Genomic DNA, 23,719 nt, shown 5'->3' with positions numbered 1-23,719 from the left:
CCTTGGGGGAGAGGGCTGGGGTGAGGGGGTAAATCTTGTTGGCACCCTCAATAACGATCAATCACCTCAATCCCTGCTTTCAACAAACCTGCCCCGGATTCAACCGAAACTGCTTCGGCGTAATCCCGAACTGTTTGCGAAACGCGCGGATAAAGTTGCTCGGCTGGCGATAACCCAGCCGCTCAGCTATCCGTTCGATCGGTTGATCACCCGCCGTCAGCCAGTGCCGCGCCATTGTCAGATTGTCCTCGCGCGCAGGTGCGCAAGTTGCAGCGTGCCAGTGACGCAGCATGCTCTGGTACAGAAACGGGTTGGCGCCCAGCAAGGCCTGATCGAGCCTGGAGCGCGGCAAGGTCAGGCACAGATGTTCGCCCTGCTCCACCGCGATACCCACTCTACGCAGCCAGCCACCGGCCAATTGCGCCGGGCGCAGGCTGACACTCACAAACAAATCTCCAGGCGCCCCGCCCAATCGACGGGCAATGTTGCGCACCAGCGTTATCACTGCCGCATCCAGAGCGAAATGATGCAAATGCCCCTGCTGCGAACGCAGGCGCAAACGAGCCACGTCGCCTGCCTCGACCAACTCCACCGCAACGTAATTGATCACCCTTGGCAAGCAGTCGATGAAGCACTTCAGACTGGCCCGCAAGGTCGCGGACGAGTCGAGCAGAATATTCAGTCCTTGCAGGCAATCGGTCGCCATCCCGTCGGCCAGTTCACAGCCAAACGTCGGCGCTACCCCTGACCATTCACACTCACGCCACAACTGTTCAACCGCTTGTGCGGCGATCAATTGATGCTGCCCGGCGAGCACTGACGGGCAGATCCCGACGCGCGCCATCAAGCGTTGCGGGCACAGTCCGGACTGGCGAGCATGCGCGAGAATCGTGCGGGTAAAGGCGCTGGAGGCGAACAGAGACTGAGACATGAAGGCGTGCCATCGAAGAACAGGCGTGTACTTATGCCAGCGGACGTGCTATCGATCCAATGCATTAAAAGTATCCGCAAAATGCAGGAGACGCATGATGGATCTTCGCCAGCTTCGCCATTTGGTCGCCCTCGCTGATTACCGCAACTTCGGTCGCGCCGCCGAGGCGATCAACCTCAGTCAACCGGCGTTCAGCCGCAGCATCCAGACTCTGGAGCGTGACCTTGACTGCGAGCTGGTCGAGCGCAGCAGCCGCGAATTTCGCTTGACCGGGCAAGGCGAGCTGGTGCTGCAACATGCGCGGCGCCTGCTCGCTGGCAGTCAGGCGCTGCACAACGAATTGACGCAATACAACGGCCTCACCGGCGGCGAACTGCAATTCGGTTGCGGTCCGTATCCGGCGCAGGTGCTGGTGCCGGAAGCGCTGGCCGACTTCATTGATGCGCATCCGGCGATTCGCACGCGGTTTCATCAGGGCGACTGGCAGCAATTGACGCTGTGGTTGCGCGAGCAGCAGATCGAGTTTTTCGTCGCGGACGCGCGGCACTTTGTCAGCGATCCGCAGTATCAGGTGCACCTGCTGCGCACGCGGCCGGGACGGTTTTTCTGTCGCGCCGGCCATCCGCTCCTCGCGCAACGAGACCTGCGATTGCGCGCCCTGCTCGATTACCCGATCGTCGGCACGCGCATTCCACCGATGATCCGCAAGGTGCTCGCCGATATCCTCGGTGAGCCGGACTTCACCCCGAGCGTCGAGTGCGCACAATTTGACGCGATCCAGCGCGTAGTGCTGCGCTCCGACGCGGTGGGGCTGGCCACGCTTGAGGCCTTGCGTGAACAACTTGATCGCGGCCTGATCGAGCTGCTCGACTTTGTCGACGTCCCCCATGACGAGCCGGCGCTGCAACTGGGTTATGGCATCGTCAGCCGCGCCGGTTTTACCCTGACGCCAGCAGCGCGGGCGATGATCGAGGCGATCCTCAGCGTCGATCAGCGTTTGCTGGCGGCTAACGGAGCGACGGGAGACGCGCGCACAACATGAGCAAAATCCATCCGCAACCCGTCAACGCTTTTTACGCGCCGACCCTGCTGCCGGCCATTGAAGAATTGCTCGCGCGCGGCATCAGCCAAGGCGCAATCGAAGCACAACTGCGCCGCAGCCTGTTCGATCTGCGCACGCCGTTCACGCGCATGCCGCTGCTGATGTCGCGGCGCTTCTGGGGGTTTGCCGTGGAACAGAGCGGCGATCCACTGATCGGTCTGGCGGCGGGTGAACGCTTCGCTTCGACGGCCACCAATGGACTGACCTATCTGTTCGATGTCGCCGTGTCGCTGGAACGTGCCTGTGAGTTTTTCGCCGAGTACTTTGCGTTTTTCAACGGACACTTCCGTGTGCAAATCCTGCGTGAAGATGGCGGCGTAACACTGCGCTTGGTCGAAGCCGGCAGTCTTGGTGCTCCGGCGGCGCTGACCGACTACATCCTCGTCAGCCTGTGCAGTCTGGTGCGGCGCAAGTTGCTCGCCAGCGGCGTGCCCGGTGATCCGGTGCTGGGTGTGGCACTGGCATCGGCAAGCCGCGAGCAGCATCAATCGGCATTGCGCACCCCGGTGAGCGCAGAGCAGTCATGGGCGGCGATTTATCTGGATCCTCAGCTGTTCGTGATGCCGTTGACACCGGGCAATCCGGCATTGGAAACAACGCTTGTCGATCTGCTGGAGCAGACCCGCCGCCACAGTGAATCGACCTTGCTCGGACAGCTAAGCGATTATCTGATCGAAGAGCTGGCTTCAGCGGATTGGCAGCAGTTCTGTGCTACACAGCATGTGCTTGAGCGCACGGCGGCAAGGCGCTTGAAGGCGTTGGGCTGGACTTTCAGCGAACTGCTCGATGAGCATCGGCGCTATCGGGCCGAGGACCTGTTGCAGTCCGGGGCGCTGGAGCTGGTCGAAGTGGCGGATCGGTTGGGTTACAGCGATGTGCAGGGATTCAACCGGGCTTTCGCGCGCTGGCTGGGGTGCGCGCCTGGGGAGTATCGGGCGCGGTGGCTGAAGCTTTGAATTGGCTGGTGTCAGTGCTGGCCCCATCGCTGGCAAGCCAGCTCCCACAGAGGCCAGTGCTGACACAGGATTTGTGAACAACCTCGAACCCTGTGGGAGCTGGCTTGCCAGCGAAGAGGCCCGCCCGAGCGACCCGAAACTCACTGCCCCGCAGCCACACTCGCCGGCGCCCGCTCAGGCGTAACGATGCTGCCCAGATCAATATGCTTCCACTCAGGCTTGGCGCCCAACCGCGCATTGAAGCGGTAGTTGAAAGTGAACTCATCCGCCGTCGGCACGCTCAGCGGTTTGCCATACACCGCTTCGATCGCGCCCAAGTCGTAGCCCATCACCTGCAACAGTGTCGGGAAGATGTTGTAGTGGCTGGAGCGGTCCTTGTTTGCCGGCAGATTCGCCGCCCAGTCCGGCGCCTGCAATCCACGACCCTGGATCACCACCAGCGGCACCAACCCCTCCTCTTCCACCGGGTCGCCGCCGCAATGGGTATTCAAGCCCGGGTTGCCGCGCTCATGCAGATCCTGGCCATGATCGGAGGTGTAGATCAGCAGCGCGTTGTTCAGGTTGGCCTGGGCAAACACCCGGGCGAAGAACTCGCCGACGTTCCACAACAGCGTGTTCTTGTAGGCGTTGCGATACAGCACCCAGTCATCCGGCTGGCCGTTGAAACCGTTGCGTTCGCCAGTGTCGGCGACTTCGGTGAACTGTCCGCGGGGCAGCGTCGGCCGGTAGGCCATGAACGCGTCCGGGTATTTGTCATGCACCGGAAAATGCGCGCCGACCTTGTTGATCACGATCAGCTCGGGGCGATTGTCGTTGAGCAGTTCAATCAGCTTCGCCGCTGCCGCCATGTCGCGGTCGCGCACGCTGGTCTGGTCGAATTGCACGAAACTGTCGATGTCGTTTTTCTCGGCGGCGGTCATCAGGTTCTGCAAATTGCCGGCCGTGCGCTGAGCGTCGATGTAGACCGTGCCGAGCCCGGCCTTTTTCGCGTACTGCCAGATCGACGGCAACGTGCTGTTGATGCGTCTGTAGTCGGCGCGGGTGCCGCCGTAGCGCAAGGTGACGTTGGTGTCGGCGCTGCAGTTGGCAATGGACGCGGCATAACCGAAGTTGAAGACGTCGACCCCGGCCGGCGCTTGCTTGAGGTTGCTGTGCACGCCGAACGGCGCGTTGATGTCGAGGTAATTGCCGGAAATGCTTTCGTCAATGATCAGCACAATGTCATGGCCGACGGCGGGCGTGGCGCGCGCAAGCGTCACCGCTTCACGGGGGCCAACGGTATCGTGCAGCGCCTCGTAGGCAAACAGGTTCAGGTAGGCCAGCGGCGTGTACATGATCGGCAACCCACGTGCGCCCTCACCCGCACGTAAAAACAGCAAAGCGCTGAGCATCAACACGCCGATGACCGGAGCCGCTACCCGCAACGTGTTGGGTATGAACAGCGCATGACGCGGCTTGAGTCCGATGCCGAACAACAGCAGCAAGCCACTGAGCACCGCGCGCAGGATCGCATCGCGATACTGATAGGCCGCTTCCTGAATGAAGCCGCCGGAGTACACCAGCGAAACGAAATCGCTGTACCTCAGGTAATCCGCGGTAACCCGTGTGTAAACATCAAAAAAAACCGCTGCGGCAAACATCGTTAATGCGAATGCATGTCGAACGAGAGCCTGACGTATATAGGCAGTTAGATATAAAGCAAAAGTAAGCGCCAAAAACATCGCGCCAAAAACAAGTACATTCAAACCCCACCCGATAGCATTTAACCGACCAAGGTAATAGTCGGAAAAGAGCAATAGATAGGCAACTAAAAGCAGTTCCTTGGCGTATTTGAACATGGCGATACCGGCCGTCCGAAATGGGAGGTTGTCAAAGCTTTGTCGGTCAGAACCTGACACTAGCACCCGGCCATCAAAGCGCAAGAAATGACTGATAGCCGGATAAAGCGTCAAAAAAACGGTGACTCAAATCTGACACACCTGTAGCGATTAAAGCCTTTGATTTCGGGGACTTAGACCGTCTGTCGGTTAAATAGAATCTGAACAAATCTGCAAGAAATCAACAAATTCAATGGCAGCAATGACTTGATGGCCAATCGCCAAAAACGCCTCAAGTGTTATACCCGTGCAACATGTCATTTTGCTGACACGCTTTCCAAACCCTGCGCTATACCCCTTTAACAATCTCATCCGTAATTAACTTTTCTGGTTTTATTGAGGTGCGCAGATGGACGTGAGCGTATTTGGCACTGGCTATGTCGGACTTATACAAGCCGCTGCACTTGCCGATGTCGGCCATCGGGTTTTATGCATTGATATTGATCCGAACAAGATCAAACAACTGCAACAAGCGGTGCCGCCCATCAGTGAACCAGGCCTGTCCGCAACACTTGAAGAAAACATCAAGGCCGGGCGCTTGTTGTTCAGCACTCAGGCCAGTGATGCGGTGACTCACGCCGAGCTGATTTTCATCGCCGTCGGCACCCCGGCGGACGAAGACGGCTCTGCCGACCTCAGCCATGTGCTCAACGTCGCCCGGCAAATTGCCGGCCTGATGGAGGCCGATCGCACGCTGATCATCAAATCCACGGTGCCGGTCGGGACTGCCGATCAAGTCCTGGCCACGGCCACCAGCGAATTGCTGTTGCGCGGCAAAACCGAGCTGCAGGTGCGCGTGGTATCCAACCCGGAATTTCTCAAGGAAGGCAGCGCCCTCGCCGACTGCATGCGCCCGGACCGGATCATCATCGGCACCCGCGATGACGCTGCCCGCGAGCAGATGAGCGAGCTGTACGCGCCGTTCTGCCGCAACCACGAAAAACTGATGTTCATGGACAACCGCAGCGCCGAGCTGACCAAGTACGCGGCCAACGCGATGCTCGCCACCCGCATCAGTTTCATGAACGAACTGGCCAACCTCACCGAACTGCTCGGCGCCGACATCGAAGCGGTGCGCAAAGGCATCGGTTCCGACCCGCGTATCGGCTACCACTTCATCTATCCGGGCTGCGGCTTCGGTGGCTCGTGCTTTCCCAAGGATCTGCGCGCCCTGCTGCACACCGCCGAACACAACGGCATGCCATTGAAACTGCTGCGCAGCGTCACCGACGTCAACGACAGCCAGCGGCACATCCTGTTCAGCAAATTGCGCGCGCAGTTCCCGCAAGGCCTGGCCGGCAAATCCATCGCCGTCTGGGGCCTGGCGTTCAAACCGAACACCGACGACATGCGCGAAGCCCCGAGCCGTTATCTGATGGATGCATTGTGGGCCGAAGGCGCCAGCGTGCAGGCTTATGATCCGGAAGCCATGTCCGAGTGCCGGCGCATCTACGGCTACCGCAACGACCTCCACCTGTGCGCGACCCGCGACGACACCCTCGAAGACGCCGACGCGCTGGTGATCTGCACCGAGTGGAAAAACTTCCGCGTAGTCGATTTCGAGCTGCTCGCCGAGAAACTGCGTTCGAAGGTGATCATCGATGGGCGCAACCTGTACAACCCGGAACAGGTTGCCGCCGCCGGCCTGCATTACAGCGGCATCGGCCTGCGCCACATCGCCCCTGAAGGTCTGCGGCCATGAAGATTCTGGTGACCGGTGCCGCCGGTTTCATTGGTGCCCATTGCGTCCTGCGCTTGCTGCGCGACGGGCATTCGGTGGTCGGCCTGGACAATTTCAACCACTACTACGACCCGCAGCTCAAGCACGACCGCGTGCAGTGGGTGCGCGAGCAGGTTGGCGATTTTCCGCTGGCCACGGTGGATCTGGCCCACGCTTCGGCGATCGATGCGCTGTTTGCCCGCGAGCTGCCACAAGTGGTGATCCACCTCGCCGCGCAGGCCGGGGTGCGTTATTCGCTGGACAATCCACGGGCGTATCTGGACAGCAACCTCAACGGTTTCCTGAACATTCTCGAGAGCTGCCGGCATCACCCGGTCGAGCACTTGATCTACGCCTCGTCGAGTTCGGTGTACGGCGCCAATCAGCACACGCCTTACTCGGTCAAGGATGGCGTCAACCATCCGCTGTCGCTGTACGCCGCGACCAAAAAAGCCAATGAACTGATGGCGCACAGTTACAGCCATCTGTTCGGCATTCCCTGCACCGGCCTGCGTTTTTTCACCGTGTACGGGCCTTGGGGCCGGCCGGACATGTCGCCGATCCAGTTCGCCCGGGCGATCAGCGAAGGCGAGCCGCTGAAGCTGTTCAATTACGGCGAGCATCAGCGCGATTTCACCTACATCGACGACATCATCGAAAGCATCGCTCGCCTCATCGATCAGCCACCGCAAGCCAATCCGCAGTGGGATCGCGAGCAGCCCGACCCCGCCAGCAGCATGGCGCCGTGGCGCCTGTTCAACATCGGCGGGCAGCAGCCGGTCACGCTGAAAACCTACCTCGCGCTGATGGAAAAACATCTCGATCAGCAAGCCATTGTCGAGCTGCTGCCACTGCAACCGGGCGACGTGCTCAACACCTGCGCCGAGGCCAGCGATCTGGCCCAGGCCACCGGATTCCAGCCCCGGATAGAACTGGATGAAGGACTGGGCCGCTTCATCGCCTGGTTCCGCGACTACTACCCCACTGCCCGTGCGCCGCTTGCGGCTGATTGAATGCGGAGGACGCCATGACTGGACATGAAAGAAGTGTGTCGATTGCACAGATGCGCCCTGACAAGCGCGTCGACCCGGAACATCGCATGCGCCTGGACGCGGCGATCCACCGTCAGGGTCGCGGCTGGCTCAGCGGCCGCGATGGTGGCCGCCCATGGCAGCTGTCGCGGACCAACCGGGTGGTCGCCTGCCTCGGCGCGCTGACGATTCTCGTGCTGATCTCGCCAGTGCTGCTGGGCCTGGCCCTGGCCATCAAGCTCACCAGCCCGGGGCCGGTGCTGTTCGTGCAGAAACGCACCGGTTATCGCGGGCGCAAGTTCGGCATGTTCAAGTTCCGCACCATGGTCAGCAACGCCGAAGAACTCAAAGAGTCGCTGCGCCATCTGAACAAGCACGGGGCAGACGCCATCGACTTCAAGATCGACAAGGACCCGCGCGTCACCGGCATCGGCAGTTTTCTGCGGCGCACCAGCCTCGATGAGCTGCCGAATCTGATCAACGTGGTGACCGGCGACATGCGCCTGGTCGGCCCTCGCCCGACCTCGTTCAACGCTTACCGCTACAAGGACAATCACCTCGCGCGTCTGGCGATCTACCCCGGCATGACCGGTCTGTGGCAGATCTCCGGACGCAGCAACATCGACTTCGACCAGCGCGTTGAGTTGGACCTCAGCTACATCGCCGAGCAGAGCCTTCTGCTTGATCTGAAGATTCTGTTGAAAACCCCCTTCAAAGTATTCAGCGGCCACGGAGCAAGCTAATGGACGGTTCAACCAATAAAAGCCTGAGCATCGCCAGCCCCAGCGAATCGAATCTGACTTCGACCGTGCTGGATCTCGATCTGCGCATTCTGTTCCTGACCGCCGCCAACCCCGGCGCCGGCACCACCACCAGCGCGCTGGCACTGGCCAGTCAACTGGCGCAGATGAGCAGCGGCCAGGTGCTGCTGGTCGATGCCAGCCAGTCGGCGAACAACCTCACCCAGCAGATGAACCTCGGCAAGGAGCGCGGCCTGCGCGACCTGCTGTTCAACCCGGGCAACCCGCCGCTGTTGCAGGACTGCGTGGTGCAGGTCTCGAGCCTGCCCTTCCATGTGCTGCCCAACGGCCGGCCGATCCGCACGCTGGAACACCTGACCGCCGAGCGCCTGAGCCCGTTGCTCGACCAGTTGGGCAGCCAGTACCGCTTTGTGGTGATCGACGGCGACGCGGTGTATTCCGCCGCCGACACCCTGGTCATCAGCACTCAGGTCGACGGCGTGGTGTTTGTCGTGCGCGCCGAAGACACCCGCTGGGAAGTCGCCCAGGCCGCTGTGCAACGCCTGACTCAGGCCGGGGCGAAAGTGGTCGGCAGCGTGTTCAACCGGCGCAAGTACTACATGCCCAAATGGCTTTACAAAAACCTGTAAGCGAACGCAAAGGATGACGCCATGAACGCCAGAATGCTTGTCCTGCTGTTGCTGCCGCTTGCGGGCTGCTCCAGCACTTCCGACACCCAGAACATGCCGGTGAATATTCTCACCGCTTCCCCGGCCAACGCCCAGGCGACCGATATGCCGAAGATCGAGCAGACCCTGCGCCCGCAGGATGTGCTGGACGTGATCTTCCATATCAGCACCAGCGGCTCGGACGCCTACCGCGTGCAATCGGGCGACCAGATCGGCCTGAATTTCACCGCCGCCAGCCAGCTCAACGGCAATCAACTGGTGCTGCCCGACGGCACCATCGAACTGCCAGGCGCCAACACCTCGGTGAAAATCGCCGGGCTGACCAGCGAAGAAGCCCGTCAGGAAATCCAGCGCGTCTATCAGCGCAAACAGCTGTTCCAGCCCAACCGCAATCAGCTCACCGTGCAGATCATCAGCCCGCTGAGCAACGAGCAGAACCTGAAAAGCGCCCTCAATCACCCGGCCACCGGCATGAGCCGGGAGATCACCGTCGGCACTGACGGTTACGCGAGTTTTCCGGAAATCGGCGCCGTGCCGCTGCAAGGCATGACCGTCAATCAACTGGAAACCTTCCTCAACAAAAAGTACGCGCAACTGCCGGGCCGGATGACTGTGGACGTGCTGCTCAAGTCCACCGCCGGCAACGAGATCTACGTGCTGGGTGAAGTCGCACAACCGGGCTCGTATCCGATACGCCGGCCGGTGTCGGTGCTCGAGGCGCTGACCCTGGCGCGCGGTACCAACGTCAAGGCGCGGCTGGATTCGGTGGTGATCATGCGGCGCAACGGCAATCAGGTGAAAGCGGTGCGCTACGACGTCGAAAAAGCCCTGTCCGGCGATGCCCCGCAAATCGCTTACCTGCAACCGGACGACATGCTCTACGTGCCAAAAACCAAACTGGCCAGCGCCGGCGAACTCGCCCGCCAACTGGCTGATGTGGTGCTGTTCCAGGGCGTCGGTTTCAGCTTCGGCTACCGCGTCGACAACAAAGGCAGTGACAACTGACTCTCAGGTGACCGACATGAACCCAAAAGAAAATTACCTGCACGAGTTCTTCAGGATTTTCTTCGCCAACAAGCAAACGGTGAAGCGCATCTTCCTGACCTTTGCAGTGATCGCCCTGCTCCTGCCGTTGCTGCTCAAACAGAGCTTCGATATCACCGCGCAGGTCATCGTGCAGTCGAAAAAGCTGTCTCAGGGCGATGCGACCACCTCGCTGACCCAGGACAGCGCCACCTTCATTCCGCCGTCGCTGGCGGACATGGAAACCGAAAGCAACATCCTCCGTTCGCCGGCGCTGATCCGTCAGACCATCAGCGAACTGCGCGACATGGGTCAGTACAACCCGCCGCCGGGGATGCTCAGCAAGCTGGCGGGCGAGCCGTTCAAGCGTTACGTCAGCACGCCGCTGCGCGAATACGTGATCAATCCGCTGCGTGATGGGCTGGGCATGCAAACCGATCCGGTGCGCGACACGGCACTGGACGGTTTGACCCAGGACGCCATCGACAACCTGAAGATCGAAACCCTGCCGGGTTCCAATGTGATCTCGATCGTCTATAGCTTCCCCGATCCGGCCCAGGGCACAACGTTTGTTGCCGCGTTGCTGCAGAACTATCTGGTCGATCGTCAGGCGTTGCAGTCGATCGAGCTGCCGCATTCGTTCTACGAAACCAAGAAGCATCAGTATCAGGTGCGGCTCGATGGTCTTGAAGGCGCGCGGCTGAGCCTGCTGGAAAGCGTCGGTTCTTCCGACCCGAAAGAGGAAATCACCTTTCGCCTCAACGCGATCAACACCGAAGAGCAGGCACTCAACCTGTATCGCGATCGCTTGCTGCAGAGCCAACGCTGGCTCGATTACCTGAAAACCAGCCTGGCCGCCGCCAACACCAACAAGCTCAACGACTACACCTTCCCGTTCACCTTCACCACGACGGTGGACAACATTGCCTTCGAGGACCGCGAGATCAGGCAGATGGGCGAGGCGCTGACCACTCAGGTCAGCCGCTATATGAATGACCTGGCGGTATTCCAGCCTGGCAGCGAGCCGATGTTGCTGGCCCGCGAGCAAATTGCCCGCACCCGCCAACAGTTCCTCAAAGTGGTCAACAACCGCATCCAGGAGCGCACGATCGACCTGTCGGTGGTGAGCCAGGTCATCGAGCAGAAAACCGCGCGCATTGCCGAGTTCAAGAATCGCATCCATCAGTTGCAGCAGACCCAAAGCAAGCTGCGCCAGATGGACACCGAGATCGGCGCCTTGCACGCAGCGTTTTCCACCTATGCGCAACGCTTTGCCGAAAGCAGCACGACACGAGCTTTGGACAACGACTTGTCCAACGCCCGGGTATTGAGTCCACCGTTCGAGCCGACCGAAGCGGCTTTTCCCAAGCCGATGCTGATCATTCCATTCGGGCTGTTCACCGGGCTGCTGCTGGCAATCGCGTTCGTCTATGTGCGTGAGTTCTTCGACCATCGCTTCAAGCATCCGGCGCAAATCAGCCATGAACTGGGCGTGCCAGTGTTGTTGGTGCTCAACGAAGAAACGTCGCAGCCGGGCAATCCGCACAAGAACTGGACCATGCCGAGCCTGGTTCACTGGGTGCGCAATTGAACGCGGTGTCCACCCCAATCGTCGCCCTGCCGATCATTCATTTGCTCAGCAGCGGCGGCTTCTACGGGGCCGAGCGGATGTTGCTGGATCATTGCCTGGCCACGCCGGGGCAGCACCAGGTGCTGTTCCTCGACGCGCCGCCAGAACTGATCGCGCGCTTTCGTGAAGCCGGGGTGGACGCTCGCGCTTGTGCCGGGCTCGGCGAATTGCTGCGGCACTTGCGTCAGCGCCGTGGCGACCAACCATTGCTCAACACCCACAACTTCAAAGGGCTGTTGTTCGGCTGGGTCGGCGCCACGCTGTTGCGCCTGCCGCTGGTGATCACCCAGCACGGCTTCACGCCGCGCAGTCGCAAACAGAAGTTCTACACCTGGCTGAGCCTGCAACTGTGCCGCACGGCGTCGGTGAAACGGGTGGTTTGCGTGGCACAAAGCATCGCCACGCTGCATCTGAAGGCCAGCGTGAGCGCGGAGAAGTTGCAGGTGATTCCCAACGGTTTGCCACCGGCGCCAGCGATGCCGCCGCTGGCAGAGCGGCAACGCTGGCTGGCCGGTTACGTCGGGCGGTTGAGCAGTGAAAAAGGCCCGGATCTGTTTCTCGATGCGCTGATTGCGTTGTGTCACCAGCATCCGCAACTGGACGCAGTGATGCTCGGCGACGGCCCGGAACGCGAGGCCTTGCAGGCGCGCATCGATGCTGCCGGGTTGCAGCAGCGGATTCGCCTGCCGGGCTACCAGACGGCGATGCAAGGCTGGTGGCAGCAACTCGATGCGCTGGTGATCAGCTCGCGCACCGAGGGCACGCCGATGATTCTGCTCGAAGCGATGCAGGCCGGCGTGCCGGTGGTGGCGTTCGCGGTCGGCGGCATTCCTGATGTCCTGCAGGACCGCCACAACGGCCTGCTCGCGGCGCCGACGGATACCGCCGCCCTCGCCCGCCAGCTCGACACACTGCTGGCCGAACCGAAGCTGGCCGCGCAGTTGCGCGACAACGCCAGACGCACCCAACAGGAGCGCTACGACCTCAAGGCTTTGGCCGAACGCTGGTCGCAGCTGTACATCCAAACGGCACGGGAGACACGCGCATGATTTTCCCGCTCTCGATCGTCAGTCTGTTCGCCCTGGTCAGCCTCGGTCTGCTGGCCAGTCCCTGGCCGTATCTGGCGCCGGGGGCGGTGATTGGTCTGGTCGGTTTCACCGTTCTGTACCGCAAGCCGACCTGGGGCCTGCTCGGCATTGCCGCGCTGGTGCCGTTCGAAGGGTTCTTCAAGGACAGCTCAGTGTCGGGCAGCAAATTGATTGGTGCCTCGCTGGCAGTGATCGTGATGCTGCAATTGGCGCTGCACCAGATTCCGTCGCAGCGCCTGCGCAGCAATCTGTGGCGTTACCTGATCGGTTTCATGGCGCTGTACCTGCTGAGCCTGTTCGCCAGCGACAATCTGGGCATGTCGCAGACTCATCTGCGTGAACTGAGCGTGGGCCTGGTCTTGTTCGTGATCACCCTGTTGATCGGCCGTGAGTTGAATCTGGATCTGTTCGCCCGACTGGTCACGCTCAGTGTCAGCGCGACCTGCGCCATGGCGATGTTTTCCAGCCGATTCCAGGACAAGGGCCGCGCCGCCGGCCTGCTCGAAGACCCGAATGCCTTTGCCCTGCTGATCGCTTTCGCCGTGCCGCTGGGCCTGCTGCTGGTGATTCGCAGCCCGAACCTGCTGCATCGTCTGTTCTGGGCTGGCTGCTGTCTGTTGCTGCTCGGCGGCATGACCAAAACCGAGTCGCGCTCAGGGCTGGTGGTACTGGCGCTGAGTCTGGCAATCGGGGTCTGGCACTACCGCCAGCAGTTGACACGCATTCGTCCACGGCATTTCGGCTTCGCCATGCTCGGTGCGGCGATCATCCTGCCCTTGGCGATCTATGCGATGCCGGCCGGTTATCTGGCACGCATTCAATCGCTGAGCATCCTCAGCGCCGGGGCCAAGGCCCAGGACGAATCCCTCGGCCGTCGCGCCTCGTACATTGTCGTTGGCAGCCAGATCATTCGCGAGCATCCGCTGCTCGGCTCCGGCCCTGGCACCTTCCCGCTGCACTACGCGACCACCGGTTATGCCAAGGCGTTCTCGGCCAACCGCAAGATCGGCGACCTGTATCGCCGGGCGCATAACACTTATCTGGAGATCTTCAGCGAACTGGGGATTCCCGCCGGCCTGCTGTTTGTCGGCATGCTGGTGCAGGGTTTCTACAACCTGATCCGTGCACGACGCACGTGGCTGCAACGGCGCGAGTGGCAGCACGCAAGCATGGTTACCCATCTGGGCATGAGCTTTCTGTCATTGACGCTGTTCCTGATGTTCCTCAGTGCGCCGAACCTGAAATACCTGTGGATCATGCTGGCGCTGACCTGGGTGCTGCGCCTGAAAGCCGAGCAGGCAGCGCTGACGGAGGCCAAAGCATGAGCCGGATCAGCATTGTCATTCCGATGTACAACGAAGCCCGGCACATTGGCCGAACGCTGCTGGCCGCCAGCAAGGCCGCGCACGCAGCCGACATCGACTGTGAACTGATCGTCGTCGACAACGGCTCCACCGACGAAGGGCCGCAGATTGCCCGCGCATTCGGCGCGCAGGTTCTGCTGCTGCCCGGCCTGCTGATCGGCGCCTTGCGCAATCGTGGCGCAACGGTTGCCTGTGGTGAATGGCTGGCGTTCATTGATGCCGATATCGAGATGCCGGAAGACTGGCTGAAGCAGATGTTGGCTTTGGCTGCGGGCGACCAGGGCGACGTCTTCGGCCTCGACCTGCACACCCCTGCTGCCGCGCCATGGTTCGCCGCCGCGTGGCAGCGCCGCTCTTTGCGCCCGTCGGGCCGCGCCACGCGCACTGTGCAATGGCTGCCCAGTGCCAACCTGCTGATGCGCAAGCAGTGGTTCGACAAGGTCGGCGGATTCAACGAAACCCTGCGCACCGGCGAGGACAAGGAATACACCCTGCGCCTGCACAGACACGGTGCTCGCCTGCTGTCGGTCAATACCAGCGTCGCTCTGCATTGGGGCTACGAAATGACCTGGCGCGAGTGGGTCGGCAAGGAACTGTGGCGTCAGGGCAGTCATCTGCAACTGGTCCGGGCCCACGGCATGAGCTTGCGTCTGCTGCGGTTTCCGCTGCTCTCGTTACTGGTGTGGCTGCTTGATGCTCTGGCGATTATTTCGTTGCTGGGCGGCTACGCGCAGCAGGCGTTACTGCTGCTGATGGCAGGCCTGCTGCCCAGTCTGCTGCTCAGCCTGCGGCAAAGCATTCGCCAGCATAACCTCAGCCTGACCTTGCAGCTCTGGGGCCTGCACTGGGTGCGCCTGCACTTGGCAAGCGCAGCATTGATTCTCGGTCTGTGTCATTGGAATGCAAGGAGGCCTGCCCGTGGCTGAACTCATTTTTTGCCTGTGCCTGTTGTTGCCAGCGTACGCCTACATCGGCTATCCGCTGCTGCTCACCTTGCTCGCGCCACTGTTCCCGGCCTGGCGACATGCCCCCGCACCGCCGCTGAACGTCAGCATCGTGATCGCCGCGCACAACGAGGCACGCCATATCGAGCACAAGCTGCGCACGCTGCTGGCTCAGGACTATCATCCGGCCGCGTTGCAGATCATTCTGGCCAGCGACGGTTCGACCGATGACACCGTGGCTTGCGCGCACAAAGTGATTGATCCGCGCATCACCGTGCTCGACCTGCCGCGCCAGGGCAAAGCCGCCACCCTGAATGCCGGCGCCGCCCTGAGCAGCGGCGACATTCTGGTGTTCACCGATGCCGACAACCAATGGTCGCGCGATACCCTCGGCCACTTGCTCGCGCCGTTGAGCGATCCGCAGGTCGGCGCCTGCGCGGGGCACATGGTGATCCCGGTTACCGGTGGCGGCCTGAGCATCGGCGACAGCCTGTATCGGCATTACGAAGGCTGGTTGCGCCGGGTCGAGAATCGCACCGGCTGCATGGTCTCCGCCGACGGCGCCCTCCTCGCCTTGCGCCGCGAGCTATTCCAGACCGTGCCGGCCGAGGTCAACGATGATTTCTTCATCAGTACATGCGCACCGGTGGCGCATAAACGCATCGTCTACGTGCCCGAGGCGCAGGTGATCGATCAGGGCGTCGACGAAGCGGACAAGCAATGGCGTCGCCGCCAGCGGGTCACCGTCGGTGGCCTGCAGAGCCTGGCGCAACGCCGTGAACTGCTCAATCCCTTCAAGCACGGCCTGTATTCGATCGCGTTGATCAGCCACAAACTGATTCGTCGACTGGCGCCGGTGCTGTTGCTGCCGCTGCTGCTGAGCAATTTCTGGCTGTGGAACCAGCACGGTTTCTATCGCCTGAGCCTGGTCGCGCAATTGATCGGCTACTCGATTGCCATCGCAGGCCTGCTGGATTCGCAACACCGTTTACCGAAACCGTTCCGCCTCGCGGCCTTCCTGCTGGTGACGCTGGCAGGCATGAGCGTCGGCCTGTGGCAGTTCCTGCGCGGGCAACGGTACGCACAGTGGAATCCTGACCAGAATCGTTGAGAGGGCGCATGCCATGGCTATCAAACAACTGATAAAACGCACCAGCGGCTGGCTCTATCTCAACTCATCCGTGGGGCGCAGCCAGTTGCACGGGGCCGGAGTCATCCTGATGCTCCACCGAGTGCTGGCCAACGACCGTGCCGCCAACCTGCCGCACCGCAATGAACTGTGTGTCGGCCCGCAGGCGTTCGAACACTTGCTGATATGGCTGCGCAAGCATTTCGATTGCGTGCCGCTAATGGAGTTGTTGCAGCCCAACGCCCTGCGCACCGAGCGCCCGCGCGTGGCGCTGACCTTCGATGACGGCTGGCGTGACAACGCGGTTAATGCCTATCCGCTGCTGCAAAAATATCAGGTGCCGGCGAGCATTTTTCTTTCCACCGATTTCATTGGCAGTCGGCAACGGTTCTGGTGGGAAAGCGTCGGTGAAACGCTGTGGGGCAGCCATGGCGAAAAGGCGCGCATGCACCTGATCGAGCACCTGCGCATCACCGGTCATCCGCTGCCGGTACTGCTCGACGATATCGATGTCGACCGGCGCAGCCTGGCGCTGCTGCATTACCTGCAGGGGCTGAAGAGCCTCGATCCGCAGGAACTCGAACGTCTGACCAATCAGTGTCCGCCGGATTCTCTGCCGCAAGCGCTGGACTGGCATCAGGTGCGCGCCATGGAAGCGTCCGGTCTGGTGCGCTTCGGCCCCCACGGCGCCAGTCATGCGATCCTCACTGGCCTGGATGACATGCGTTTGCACGAAGAAATCAGCCGCAGCCGCGACGCCCTGCACAACGGCTGCAATCGGCCACTGCCGGTGTATTGCTACCCCAACGGCGACAACGATGAGCGCGTGCGCGAGCAGGTCGCCAATCACGATTATCCGTTTGCGCTTGGCACGTCCACCGGACTCTATCGCGGCGCCGGCGACCCGCTGAACCTGCCGCGCTTCGGCGTCAGCCAACGTACCGCGCGCAATCCGGAGCTGCTGTCGCTACGGATCTTTCGCGGGGCACGGCCATGAGTCGCGGCAGCTACATCAAGCACCTCGCCCTGAGCATGGGCACCAAACTGGCGATGATCGCCCTGCGCCTGCTGCGCAATGTGTTGCTGGCGCGGATTCTCGGGCCGAGCGAACGCGGTCTGTTCGCCCTGCTCAGCACCCTGCCGGATCTGATCAGTGCGGCCACCAGCGGCGGCTTGAATTCGGCAGTCGGTTATGAAGCGGCTAACCAGCGGCCGATGGGGCTGTTGCTCGCCCAGGTGCTGGTGTTCGGTTGTTTGCTGGCCGGGCTGCTGACGTTGCTGGTGGTGGCGCTGGCGCGAGAATTCGGCAGCGAACTCGACGTCACGATGCAGCTCGGTCTGCTGGCGTGGCTGTTGCTGCTGGCGGTACCGCTGACCGTGCTCAAAAGCGGCCTGCTGACCTTGCACAACGCGTCGGGTGGCGTGGTCGCCTTCAATGTTCTGCGCCTGATCGAATCGCTGGCACCGCTGCTGCTTTTTGTTGCGCTGTTCTGGATGTGGAAAGAGGCGGCACTCGAAGCGGCGCTCATCAGTTGGCTGGCCGGTATCAGCCTGGTAGTGCTGGTGGGCTGGATGTGGCTCAAACGCGCTCAGCCGCTGCAACTGCAATGGGATCATGCAAGCCAGAAGGAGCTGCTGAAATTCAGTGCACGCAGCCATCCGGACCTGCTGTTCCAACAGGTGATCCTGCGCTCCGATTACTTGTTCATCGGCGCCCTGCTCGGTAGCAGCGCGCTCGGCCATTACGCCATGGCCAGCGCCGCTGCTGAACTGTTGCTGATCGTTCCGGAAGCAGTCACCACACCGCTGATGAAGCGTCTGCTGCAACAGGACAAGGGCATGGACAAGGTCACGCCGCTGGCGCTGCGCCTGACCGCGACGGTAATGCTCTGCGCCTGCGTCACGATGGCGCTGATCGGCGAATGGCTGATCATCATCCTGTTCGGCGTCGCCTACCAACCCGCGTATCCGGCGCTGCTGGCTTTGCTGCCGGGGCTGTTGGGCCTGTGCTACGCAAGCATTCTGCGCCTGGACCTGATCGGCAAGAACCGCCCTGCCACGGTCTCGCTGATGATGGGGGTTGGGGCGTTGCTCAACCTGGGCCTGAACCTGCTGCTGATCCCCAGCTACGGCATCGTCGGCGCAGCGGCGGCGTCCTCGATCGCCTATCTGGCAGTGACCCTGGCGATGCTGGTGCTTTATTGCAGGCTGAGCGGCGTGCCGTTCTGGCACACGCTGTTCATTCTGCCCGGTGACCTCAGCCCGATGTGGCTGATGCTGCACCGCAGGAAAGCCGCATGAAGCGCCTGGCCCTGCTGCTCGGACTCGGCATGACGCTGAACGCCTTCGCTGCGCCGATGCAGTGGGGCGACATTCGCGACGGCAGCCTGTATCTGCAAGCCGACCGCCCGGATACAGTCACCGTGCGCTGGGTTCCGGCGTGGCAGGCCGAGGCCAATGAAGAGCATATCTATCTGCTTGACGGCTATGGCCGCTTGCAAGGTGATCGCTTCATCAAGGCCAGTGAGGTTCGCGGTTCGCAAAGCTGGCCGCTGGTGCCGGGAGCTGCCGGTTATCGCCTGGAGATTCCCGGCTACAGCTTCCGTAGTTACCGCGTCGAGCATGACGCAACCACCGTGGCGCTGTTCAGTCCGGCCAAAGTGCATTTCAGCGTCGAAACCCGCAATGGTACTGAGCTGTTTTTCCAGGTCGCACCGGGAGAGCATGCGGTGCTGAACGGCAAATACCATGGCGGCGTCAACGCGCTGCAAGCACAGCGTGTAGACGATGGACAACAGCTGTCGCTGGCCCTTAAGCCCCACCGCGCCTATTGGCAATTCGATCAAGTGGCCTTGCCGGTCAGTGACCGGCCTCAGACCTGGCGCTTGCGCCTGCAGGGCAGCGGCAAAGCGGCGTTCTGGCTCGATGGCACGGCCAACCTGTTTGCGCAGAATCCGCAGCAGCTGCAGCCAGTGCATGAAGAATCGGGTGAGGTCCGCCTGACCCTGCACGCCATGGTGCTCGGGCGCACTCCGGATCTGGGCATCGCGCTGCCCAATCTGTTGCCGCCCGCGAGCAGTCATGCCGCATTGGATGCGTTGAAACCGAGTGCGGCGAGCTACTACAGCTACGTTGACATAACGTCGAAAAGTGCCCGCTTCGAAGACCCGGTTCGTCAGCTTTATCAGACGCGCTTCGGCATCCGCCAGGACATTACCCTGCTCGCCGGCACCGGGCGTCAGGCCAATCTGCGCGCCGATGTGCAAAGCAGCAACGGCCTCGAGACGTGGCTCGCCGGCACTCGTGCCTTGGATGGTCAAGGCACGCATTACATCGGCTTCGCCGACGAGCCGAATCTCAACTATTCGAGCTACGACGAATACCGCTCGATTTTCGTCAGCATGGCCCGCCAGGTGCGCAGCAATCCGGCCAATGCCAGTGCCGGTGTGCGCATCGCCATGCCGGCCACTTCGCGCCTGGTCAACGGCCCGTTCGCCAATAACGCCGCAGACAAACGCGGGATCGATTGGGCACGGCGTCTGCTCAGTGAAGCGCCCGATCAGATTGACGCGTTGGCCTGGCACGAATGGATGATCCGCGACCTGCTCGCCACTCGCGTCTACCGCGACAGCGTGCGCCGCGCCGCGGAGCTGGTCGGCCTCGACGCAAAGGGTCAGCCGCGCAAAGCATTGCTACTCGATCAGACCAATCTGTCCAGTGGCTCGAGCCTGAGCCCGTACGACCAGGAAACTCATTACGCCGCGCTGTGGTGGGCATCGGTGGTCATCAATGCTTCTCAGGACGGCTTGCTGAGCATGCTCAACTGGTTTCAGGCGGCCGACGAACCGCCCTACGCCAAGGGCATGGTGCGCGTGTTGGCCGGCGATCGCTTCGAGCTGAAACCGGTCGGCCTGGCCCAGCAATTCATCGCCCGGCATTGGCTGCCGCACGTGCTGCAGCTGGATAACGACGCCTTCGAAGTGGACGTACTGGCGATGGCCGGCGACGAGCAGCGCACGTTGCTCGGGGTGAACAAAGGCACGCGCCTGCAACGCGTTGCTCTAAGCGGTGCCAAGTGCCCGCTCAACCAAGGCGCCCTGCATTTCTTCGGCGCTGACAATCGCGCCCGCGACGCACCATTTGCCTGCGAACACGGGCGCGTGCGTTTCGAATTACCCGGGCAAACCCTGTTTGCCCTGAACTGGAACGCTTCATGAACCGCCCTTCTGCCCTGCGAGCGTGATGCTGCGCGCGGCACTTTCATCAGGAGAAGAGACCATGGATATCTTTAAAAAACTCAGCGGACATATCCGTCGCAAAGGTCTGCGAGCGACCTTGGCGAAGATCCGCAGAATGTACATTTTTTCCCATCGGCAACTGCTGTGGATGGAACGGGATCTGGTCAGCCCCGTGCCGCCGCACAACCTCAAACCATACCCGCCACTGCGATTAATGCGGATCACCGCAGACAACGCCAGCGCCTTCACCCGTTACTTCGGCGACCGTGTCGGCGTCATGGCCGAACTCGCCAATGAAGGTCACACCGGGCATATGCATGTCGACGAGCATGGCGATGCCGTGGCGTTTATCTGGGGCTCGCCGCGTGATTATTTTGATCGGCATTACTACGGTTGCCGGTTCCCGGTGAAACCTGGCGAGTTTTTCGAGTTCGGTGGCGAACTGACTCGCGCCTACTGGGGCACCGAATTGTCGGTTGATCTGCAACTACGCTTGTGGAAAGCCATGGCCATCAAAGGCTGCCGCAAAGTGGTCGATGTCTGTGAATCGACAAACATCCCGGCGCTCAAGCTGCACCTGCGCATGGGCTATACCGAACAACAGCGGATCATGAATATCTACACGCTGTTCGGTCGCTGGCGCTTTTATCGCGAAACCCGTTACAGCGGGTCGCGCCTGGAGGCACTGCGGAAAAATTCTCGTCCACCTGTCCCAGCAACGGCGGTCTGAACCTATGGTGATGCGATTTGAATGGCGCACCTCCCTGTGCGCTGCCGACTTCCCGGCAACCGCGTATGAAACGCTGCGCCTTCACGTAGCCGATCACACGCCGTTCAACCACCTCGGCTGGTTGTGCGCAGCAGAGCAGGCGTTGGAAGAGAATCAGTGCCTGCACGTTCTGCTCGGCTGGGAAGCAGAGGCTTTGCGCCTGTGCCTGCCCCTGGTGTCCAGCCGCGAACGCTTCGCGGGCGTGCCATTTCGCGTCTTGCGCCACTTGGGTTATCCGCTGGCCGATCGGTTGGCCCTGCTGTCGTTGCTCGGCGCAGAGGATATGCGCGATGCGCTGATGCTGATCCGTCAGCGCCTGCCCCATGCGCTGCTGCAACTCAACGAACTGTCGGAACCTGCCGGGGAAGAAAGTGCCCTCACCGATTGGATGGCGCGTAGCTCCACCGCTGAACGGCGCCTGAGTTGCCGGGTGCCGGTGCATCTGATCAGCGACGCCGACCAGCAGGAAGTTTCCGGCGACCCGCGCTACAAACTGCGTCGTGCGCGCAAACGGATTGTCGCGTGCGGCGCTCAAGTACGGCGAATCACCCCCGATGCGCTGTCGATGCCTGCGGTTTTACAGGCGTTGCAAGAAGTCGAGTCGGTCAGTTGGAAAGGCGACGAGGGCGTCGGCATTTTCGCAACTGACCACAGTCGTCAATGGATACAGAACGCCTTCACCGCCCTCGCCGCTCAAGGGCTGGTGCGAGTGGTGATACTGGAGCTGGACGGCCGCTGCATCAGTTATCGGCTGGGCCTGCTCGAGCAGGGCCGCCTCTACGACTACAACCTGGCGTTCCTGCCGCAACATGCCGATCTGGGCAGTGGTCGAGTGCTGCTGGAGGAATGGATTCGCTGGGGCCTGGACGAGCAATGGCACTGGATCGATGCCTCGCGGGTCAGCCTGGGAAACTCCAGTCATCAACTGCACGAGCGCATGACCGGACAACTGGAACACTGGCGCTGGAGCTTCTACTCATGGCGCCCAAGTGGCTTGCTGCTGGGCCTGGGCCTGCGTCTTTGGTACTGCGTCAAACCGGCCCTGCAAAAATGGCGCGCACAGCGTGCCGGCAAACCGAAAGCGGCAAATACCTGCGCAACTCAACCGGCAACATCATCCACCACACCAGGGCTAGCGCCTCGGAGAGCATCATGAACGTCATCGACAAACTGCTTCTGCGCATCAAACAAAAAGGCCTGCGCCGCACCCTTGGCGCTTTCGGCAAACGTTATGTCTTCGCTCACCGTGAATTGCTGTGGATGGAGCGCGATCTGGTCACACCGATCGCGCCGAACAAACTGCGCCCCTGTGAAGGTTTACACAGAGTCGACATCACCGAGGATAACGCCAAGGCTTTCGGCAAGTACTTTGGTGACCGTGTGCAGACCATGGCCGAGCTGGCCGCTGAAGGGCACACGGGGCACATGTACCTGGACCCGGAAGGTCACACCGTCGGATTCGTCTGGGCCAGCACTCGCGACTATTACGATCGACACTTCTATCGCTACACGTTCACGATCGAGCCCGGTGAGTACTTCCAGTTCGGTGCCGAAATTGCCCGGCCCTATTTCGGCAGCACCTTGACCGTCGACGCACAGACCGCACTTTGGCAAGTCATGGACGCCGGGGGGTATAAAAAGGTGGTGGATATCTGTGACAACGCCAATATCCAGGCCCTGAAGATGCATGTGCGCCTGGGCTACAAGGAACAAGGGCGGATCACGCATGTTTACGACCTGTTCGGCCACTGGCGCTTCTTCCGCGAAACGCGCTACAGCGAGTCGAGGCTGGAGGCGCTGCGCAAGCCGGAAAGACCAGTAGTAAGTACGCCCGCGCAGGCTTGATTCAGGCTGAATATTTGCGGCGGTTTTGATACCGCCATCGCGAGCAGGCTCGCTCCCACACTGAAATGCGTTTCCCTGTGGGAGCGAGCCTGCTTGCGATGAGGCCAGTAGCTGCACCCGCAGCTCTCACAAGCGATTGGCTGGTTGCCTACAAACTGTGACGACACTTCCAACATCCAGTAAAGATCTGGCCGACTGATTATCCATGGCCATCTGGTTAAAGTCGGCCAGCTACGCAACTGTCGGAGGCGACAAATCCTCACAAAGCGCAGACATCCGACGCGCACAAAAAATGGCAAAGGAGGTTTAACCATGAGCCAGACTTTGACGAATTTCGACATGGTCGCGCTGCTCGACAGTGATGAAGCCATCAGTGAGTACCTGTCACAGGTTCTTGCAGACGCAGACAGCGAAGAATTCCTTCGCGCAATCGGTTACGTTTTGAGAGCGCGAGGAATGACGCAGATCGCCAAGAATTCAGGCATGGGTCGCGAAAGTTTGTACAAAGCTTTTGCTCCCGGAGCGAAGCCGCGCTTTGACACAGTGTTGAAGGTGATTCATGCGCTGGGCATTGATCTTTATGCGCAGCCGGGGCACGTAGTCAATCACGCCGTTCCCTGAATTTTCTGGCGGTCACAAGGCC

General features: G+C 61.2%; 21 protein-coding genes. 19 read left to right on the top strand and 2 right to left on the bottom strand.

Translation table 11 applies throughout. The annotated features are described in order from the left end of the window. Positions 1-79: 79 nt before the first annotated feature. On the bottom strand, positions 80-931 hold the full coding sequence (locus tag ACYSTU_RS16115) for an AraC family transcriptional regulator (protein ID WP_498999993.1): 852 nt from the start codon (positions 929-931) through the stop codon (positions 80-82). A 97-nt stretch (positions 932-1,028) separates the two neighbouring features. Between ACYSTU_RS16115 and ACYSTU_RS16110 the strand changes: the two genes are divergently transcribed. Continuing rightward, complete coding sequence (locus ACYSTU_RS16110) at positions 1,029-1,973, top strand: LysR family transcriptional regulator (RefSeq protein ID WP_498999991.1); 945 nt, start codon at positions 1,029-1,031, stop codon at positions 1,971-1,973. Then, on the top strand, positions 1,970-2,989 hold the full coding sequence (locus tag ACYSTU_RS16105) for an AraC family transcriptional regulator (RefSeq protein WP_498999989.1): 1,020 nt from the start codon (positions 1,970-1,972) through the stop codon (positions 2,987-2,989). The genes ACYSTU_RS16110 and ACYSTU_RS16105 overlap by 4 nt, the downstream gene beginning before the upstream one ends. A gap of 140 nt (positions 2,990-3,129) precedes the next feature. Here the strand turns inward: ACYSTU_RS16105 and ACYSTU_RS16100 are convergent, their stop codons facing one another. After that, complete coding sequence (locus ACYSTU_RS16100; protein WP_498999986.1) at positions 3,130-4,827, bottom strand: sulfatase-like hydrolase/transferase; 1,698 nt, start codon at positions 4,825-4,827, stop codon at positions 3,130-3,132. Positions 4,828-5,215: 388 nt separating this feature from the next. On the opposite strand from ACYSTU_RS16100, the gene ACYSTU_RS16095 reads away from it, so the two are divergent. The 17 genes from ACYSTU_RS16095 to ACYSTU_RS16015 all read left to right on the top strand — a co-directional run bounded on the left by ACYSTU_RS16095 (position 5,216) and on the right by ACYSTU_RS16015 (position 23,697). Beyond that, entirely contained in the window at positions 5,216-6,568 is a 1,353-nt protein-coding gene (locus ACYSTU_RS16095) for a UDP-glucose dehydrogenase family protein (protein ID WP_016774103.1), read from the top strand. Continuing rightward, positions 6,565-7,599, top strand: coding sequence for an NAD-dependent epimerase (locus ACYSTU_RS16090; RefSeq protein ID WP_498999983.1), 1,035 nt, complete (start codon positions 6,565-6,567; stop codon positions 7,597-7,599). Before ACYSTU_RS16095 ends, ACYSTU_RS16090 begins: the two co-directional genes overlap by 4 nt. 14 nt (positions 7,600-7,613) lie before the next feature. After that, positions 7,614-8,360, top strand: a complete 747-nt coding sequence (locus ACYSTU_RS16085) for a sugar transferase (RefSeq protein WP_016774101.1) — start codon at positions 7,614-7,616, stop codon at positions 8,358-8,360. Beyond that, complete coding sequence (locus tag ACYSTU_RS16080; protein ID WP_024012451.1) at positions 8,360-9,007, top strand: CpsD/CapB family tyrosine-protein kinase; 648 nt, start codon at positions 8,360-8,362, stop codon at positions 9,005-9,007. The genes ACYSTU_RS16085 and ACYSTU_RS16080 overlap by 1 nt, the downstream gene beginning before the upstream one ends. A gap of 21 nt (positions 9,008-9,028) precedes the next feature. After that, a complete protein-coding gene (locus ACYSTU_RS16075) occupies positions 9,029-10,051 on the top strand; it encodes a polysaccharide biosynthesis/export family protein (RefSeq protein WP_498999978.1) in 1,023 nt (340 codons plus the stop codon). Positions 10,052-10,067: 16 nt separating this feature from the next. Further along, positions 10,068-11,660: a GumC family protein gene (locus tag ACYSTU_RS16070; RefSeq protein WP_024012450.1), complete on the top strand. Its 1,593-nt coding sequence runs from the start codon at positions 10,068-10,070 to the stop codon at positions 11,658-11,660. Continuing rightward, positions 11,657-12,748, top strand: coding sequence for a glycosyltransferase family 4 protein (locus tag ACYSTU_RS16065; protein WP_498999975.1), 1,092 nt, complete (start codon positions 11,657-11,659; stop codon positions 12,746-12,748). Before ACYSTU_RS16070 ends, ACYSTU_RS16065 begins: the two co-directional genes overlap by 4 nt. Continuing rightward, positions 12,745-14,112, top strand: coding sequence for an O-antigen ligase family protein (locus tag ACYSTU_RS16060; protein WP_498999973.1), 1,368 nt, complete (start codon positions 12,745-12,747; stop codon positions 14,110-14,112). The genes ACYSTU_RS16065 and ACYSTU_RS16060 overlap by 4 nt, the downstream gene beginning before the upstream one ends. Further along, positions 14,109-15,077: a glycosyltransferase gene (locus ACYSTU_RS16055; protein WP_498999970.1), complete on the top strand. Its 969-nt coding sequence runs from the start codon at positions 14,109-14,111 to the stop codon at positions 15,075-15,077. Before ACYSTU_RS16060 ends, ACYSTU_RS16055 begins: the two co-directional genes overlap by 4 nt. Further along, positions 15,070-16,206 (top strand): glycosyltransferase, encoded by a 1,137-nt coding sequence (locus tag ACYSTU_RS16050; RefSeq protein ID WP_498999967.1) that lies wholly within the window; start codon positions 15,070-15,072, stop codon positions 16,204-16,206. Before ACYSTU_RS16055 ends, ACYSTU_RS16050 begins: the two co-directional genes overlap by 8 nt. A gap of 13 nt (positions 16,207-16,219) precedes the next feature. After that, positions 16,220-17,221: a polysaccharide deacetylase family protein gene (locus tag ACYSTU_RS16045; protein ID WP_206420596.1), complete on the top strand. Its 1,002-nt coding sequence runs from the start codon at positions 16,220-16,222 to the stop codon at positions 17,219-17,221. Continuing rightward, on the top strand, positions 17,218-18,525 hold the full coding sequence (locus ACYSTU_RS16040; protein WP_498999964.1) for an oligosaccharide flippase family protein: 1,308 nt from the start codon (positions 17,218-17,220) through the stop codon (positions 18,523-18,525). The genes ACYSTU_RS16045 and ACYSTU_RS16040 overlap by 4 nt, the downstream gene beginning before the upstream one ends. Further along, positions 18,522-20,441, top strand: a complete 1,920-nt coding sequence (locus ACYSTU_RS16035) for a hypothetical protein (RefSeq protein ID WP_206420598.1) — start codon at positions 18,522-18,524, stop codon at positions 20,439-20,441. The genes ACYSTU_RS16040 and ACYSTU_RS16035 overlap by 4 nt, the downstream gene beginning before the upstream one ends. A gap of 61 nt (positions 20,442-20,502) precedes the next feature. Further along, on the top strand, positions 20,503-21,192 hold the full coding sequence (locus ACYSTU_RS16030) for an N-acetyltransferase (RefSeq protein WP_498999960.1): 690 nt from the start codon (positions 20,503-20,505) through the stop codon (positions 21,190-21,192). A 4-nt stretch (positions 21,193-21,196) separates the two neighbouring features. Then, positions 21,197-22,387: a GNAT family N-acetyltransferase gene (locus ACYSTU_RS16025; protein WP_498999957.1), complete on the top strand. Its 1,191-nt coding sequence runs from the start codon at positions 21,197-21,199 to the stop codon at positions 22,385-22,387. Then, on the top strand, positions 22,384-23,076 hold the full coding sequence (locus ACYSTU_RS16020) for an N-acetyltransferase (protein WP_281119696.1): 693 nt from the start codon (positions 22,384-22,386) through the stop codon (positions 23,074-23,076). The genes ACYSTU_RS16025 and ACYSTU_RS16020 overlap by 4 nt, the downstream gene beginning before the upstream one ends. Positions 23,077-23,388: 312 nt before the next feature. Then, positions 23,389-23,697, top strand: a complete 309-nt coding sequence (locus ACYSTU_RS16015; RefSeq protein ID WP_016774087.1) for an addiction module antidote protein — start codon at positions 23,389-23,391, stop codon at positions 23,695-23,697. The last annotated feature ends 22 nt before the right edge of the window (positions 23,698-23,719 follow it).

This window comes from Pseudomonas glycinis (assembly GCF_054871425.1).
The sequence above is the reverse complement of the archived record's forward strand: the minus strand, read 5'-3'. Positions and strand labels throughout refer to the sequence as shown.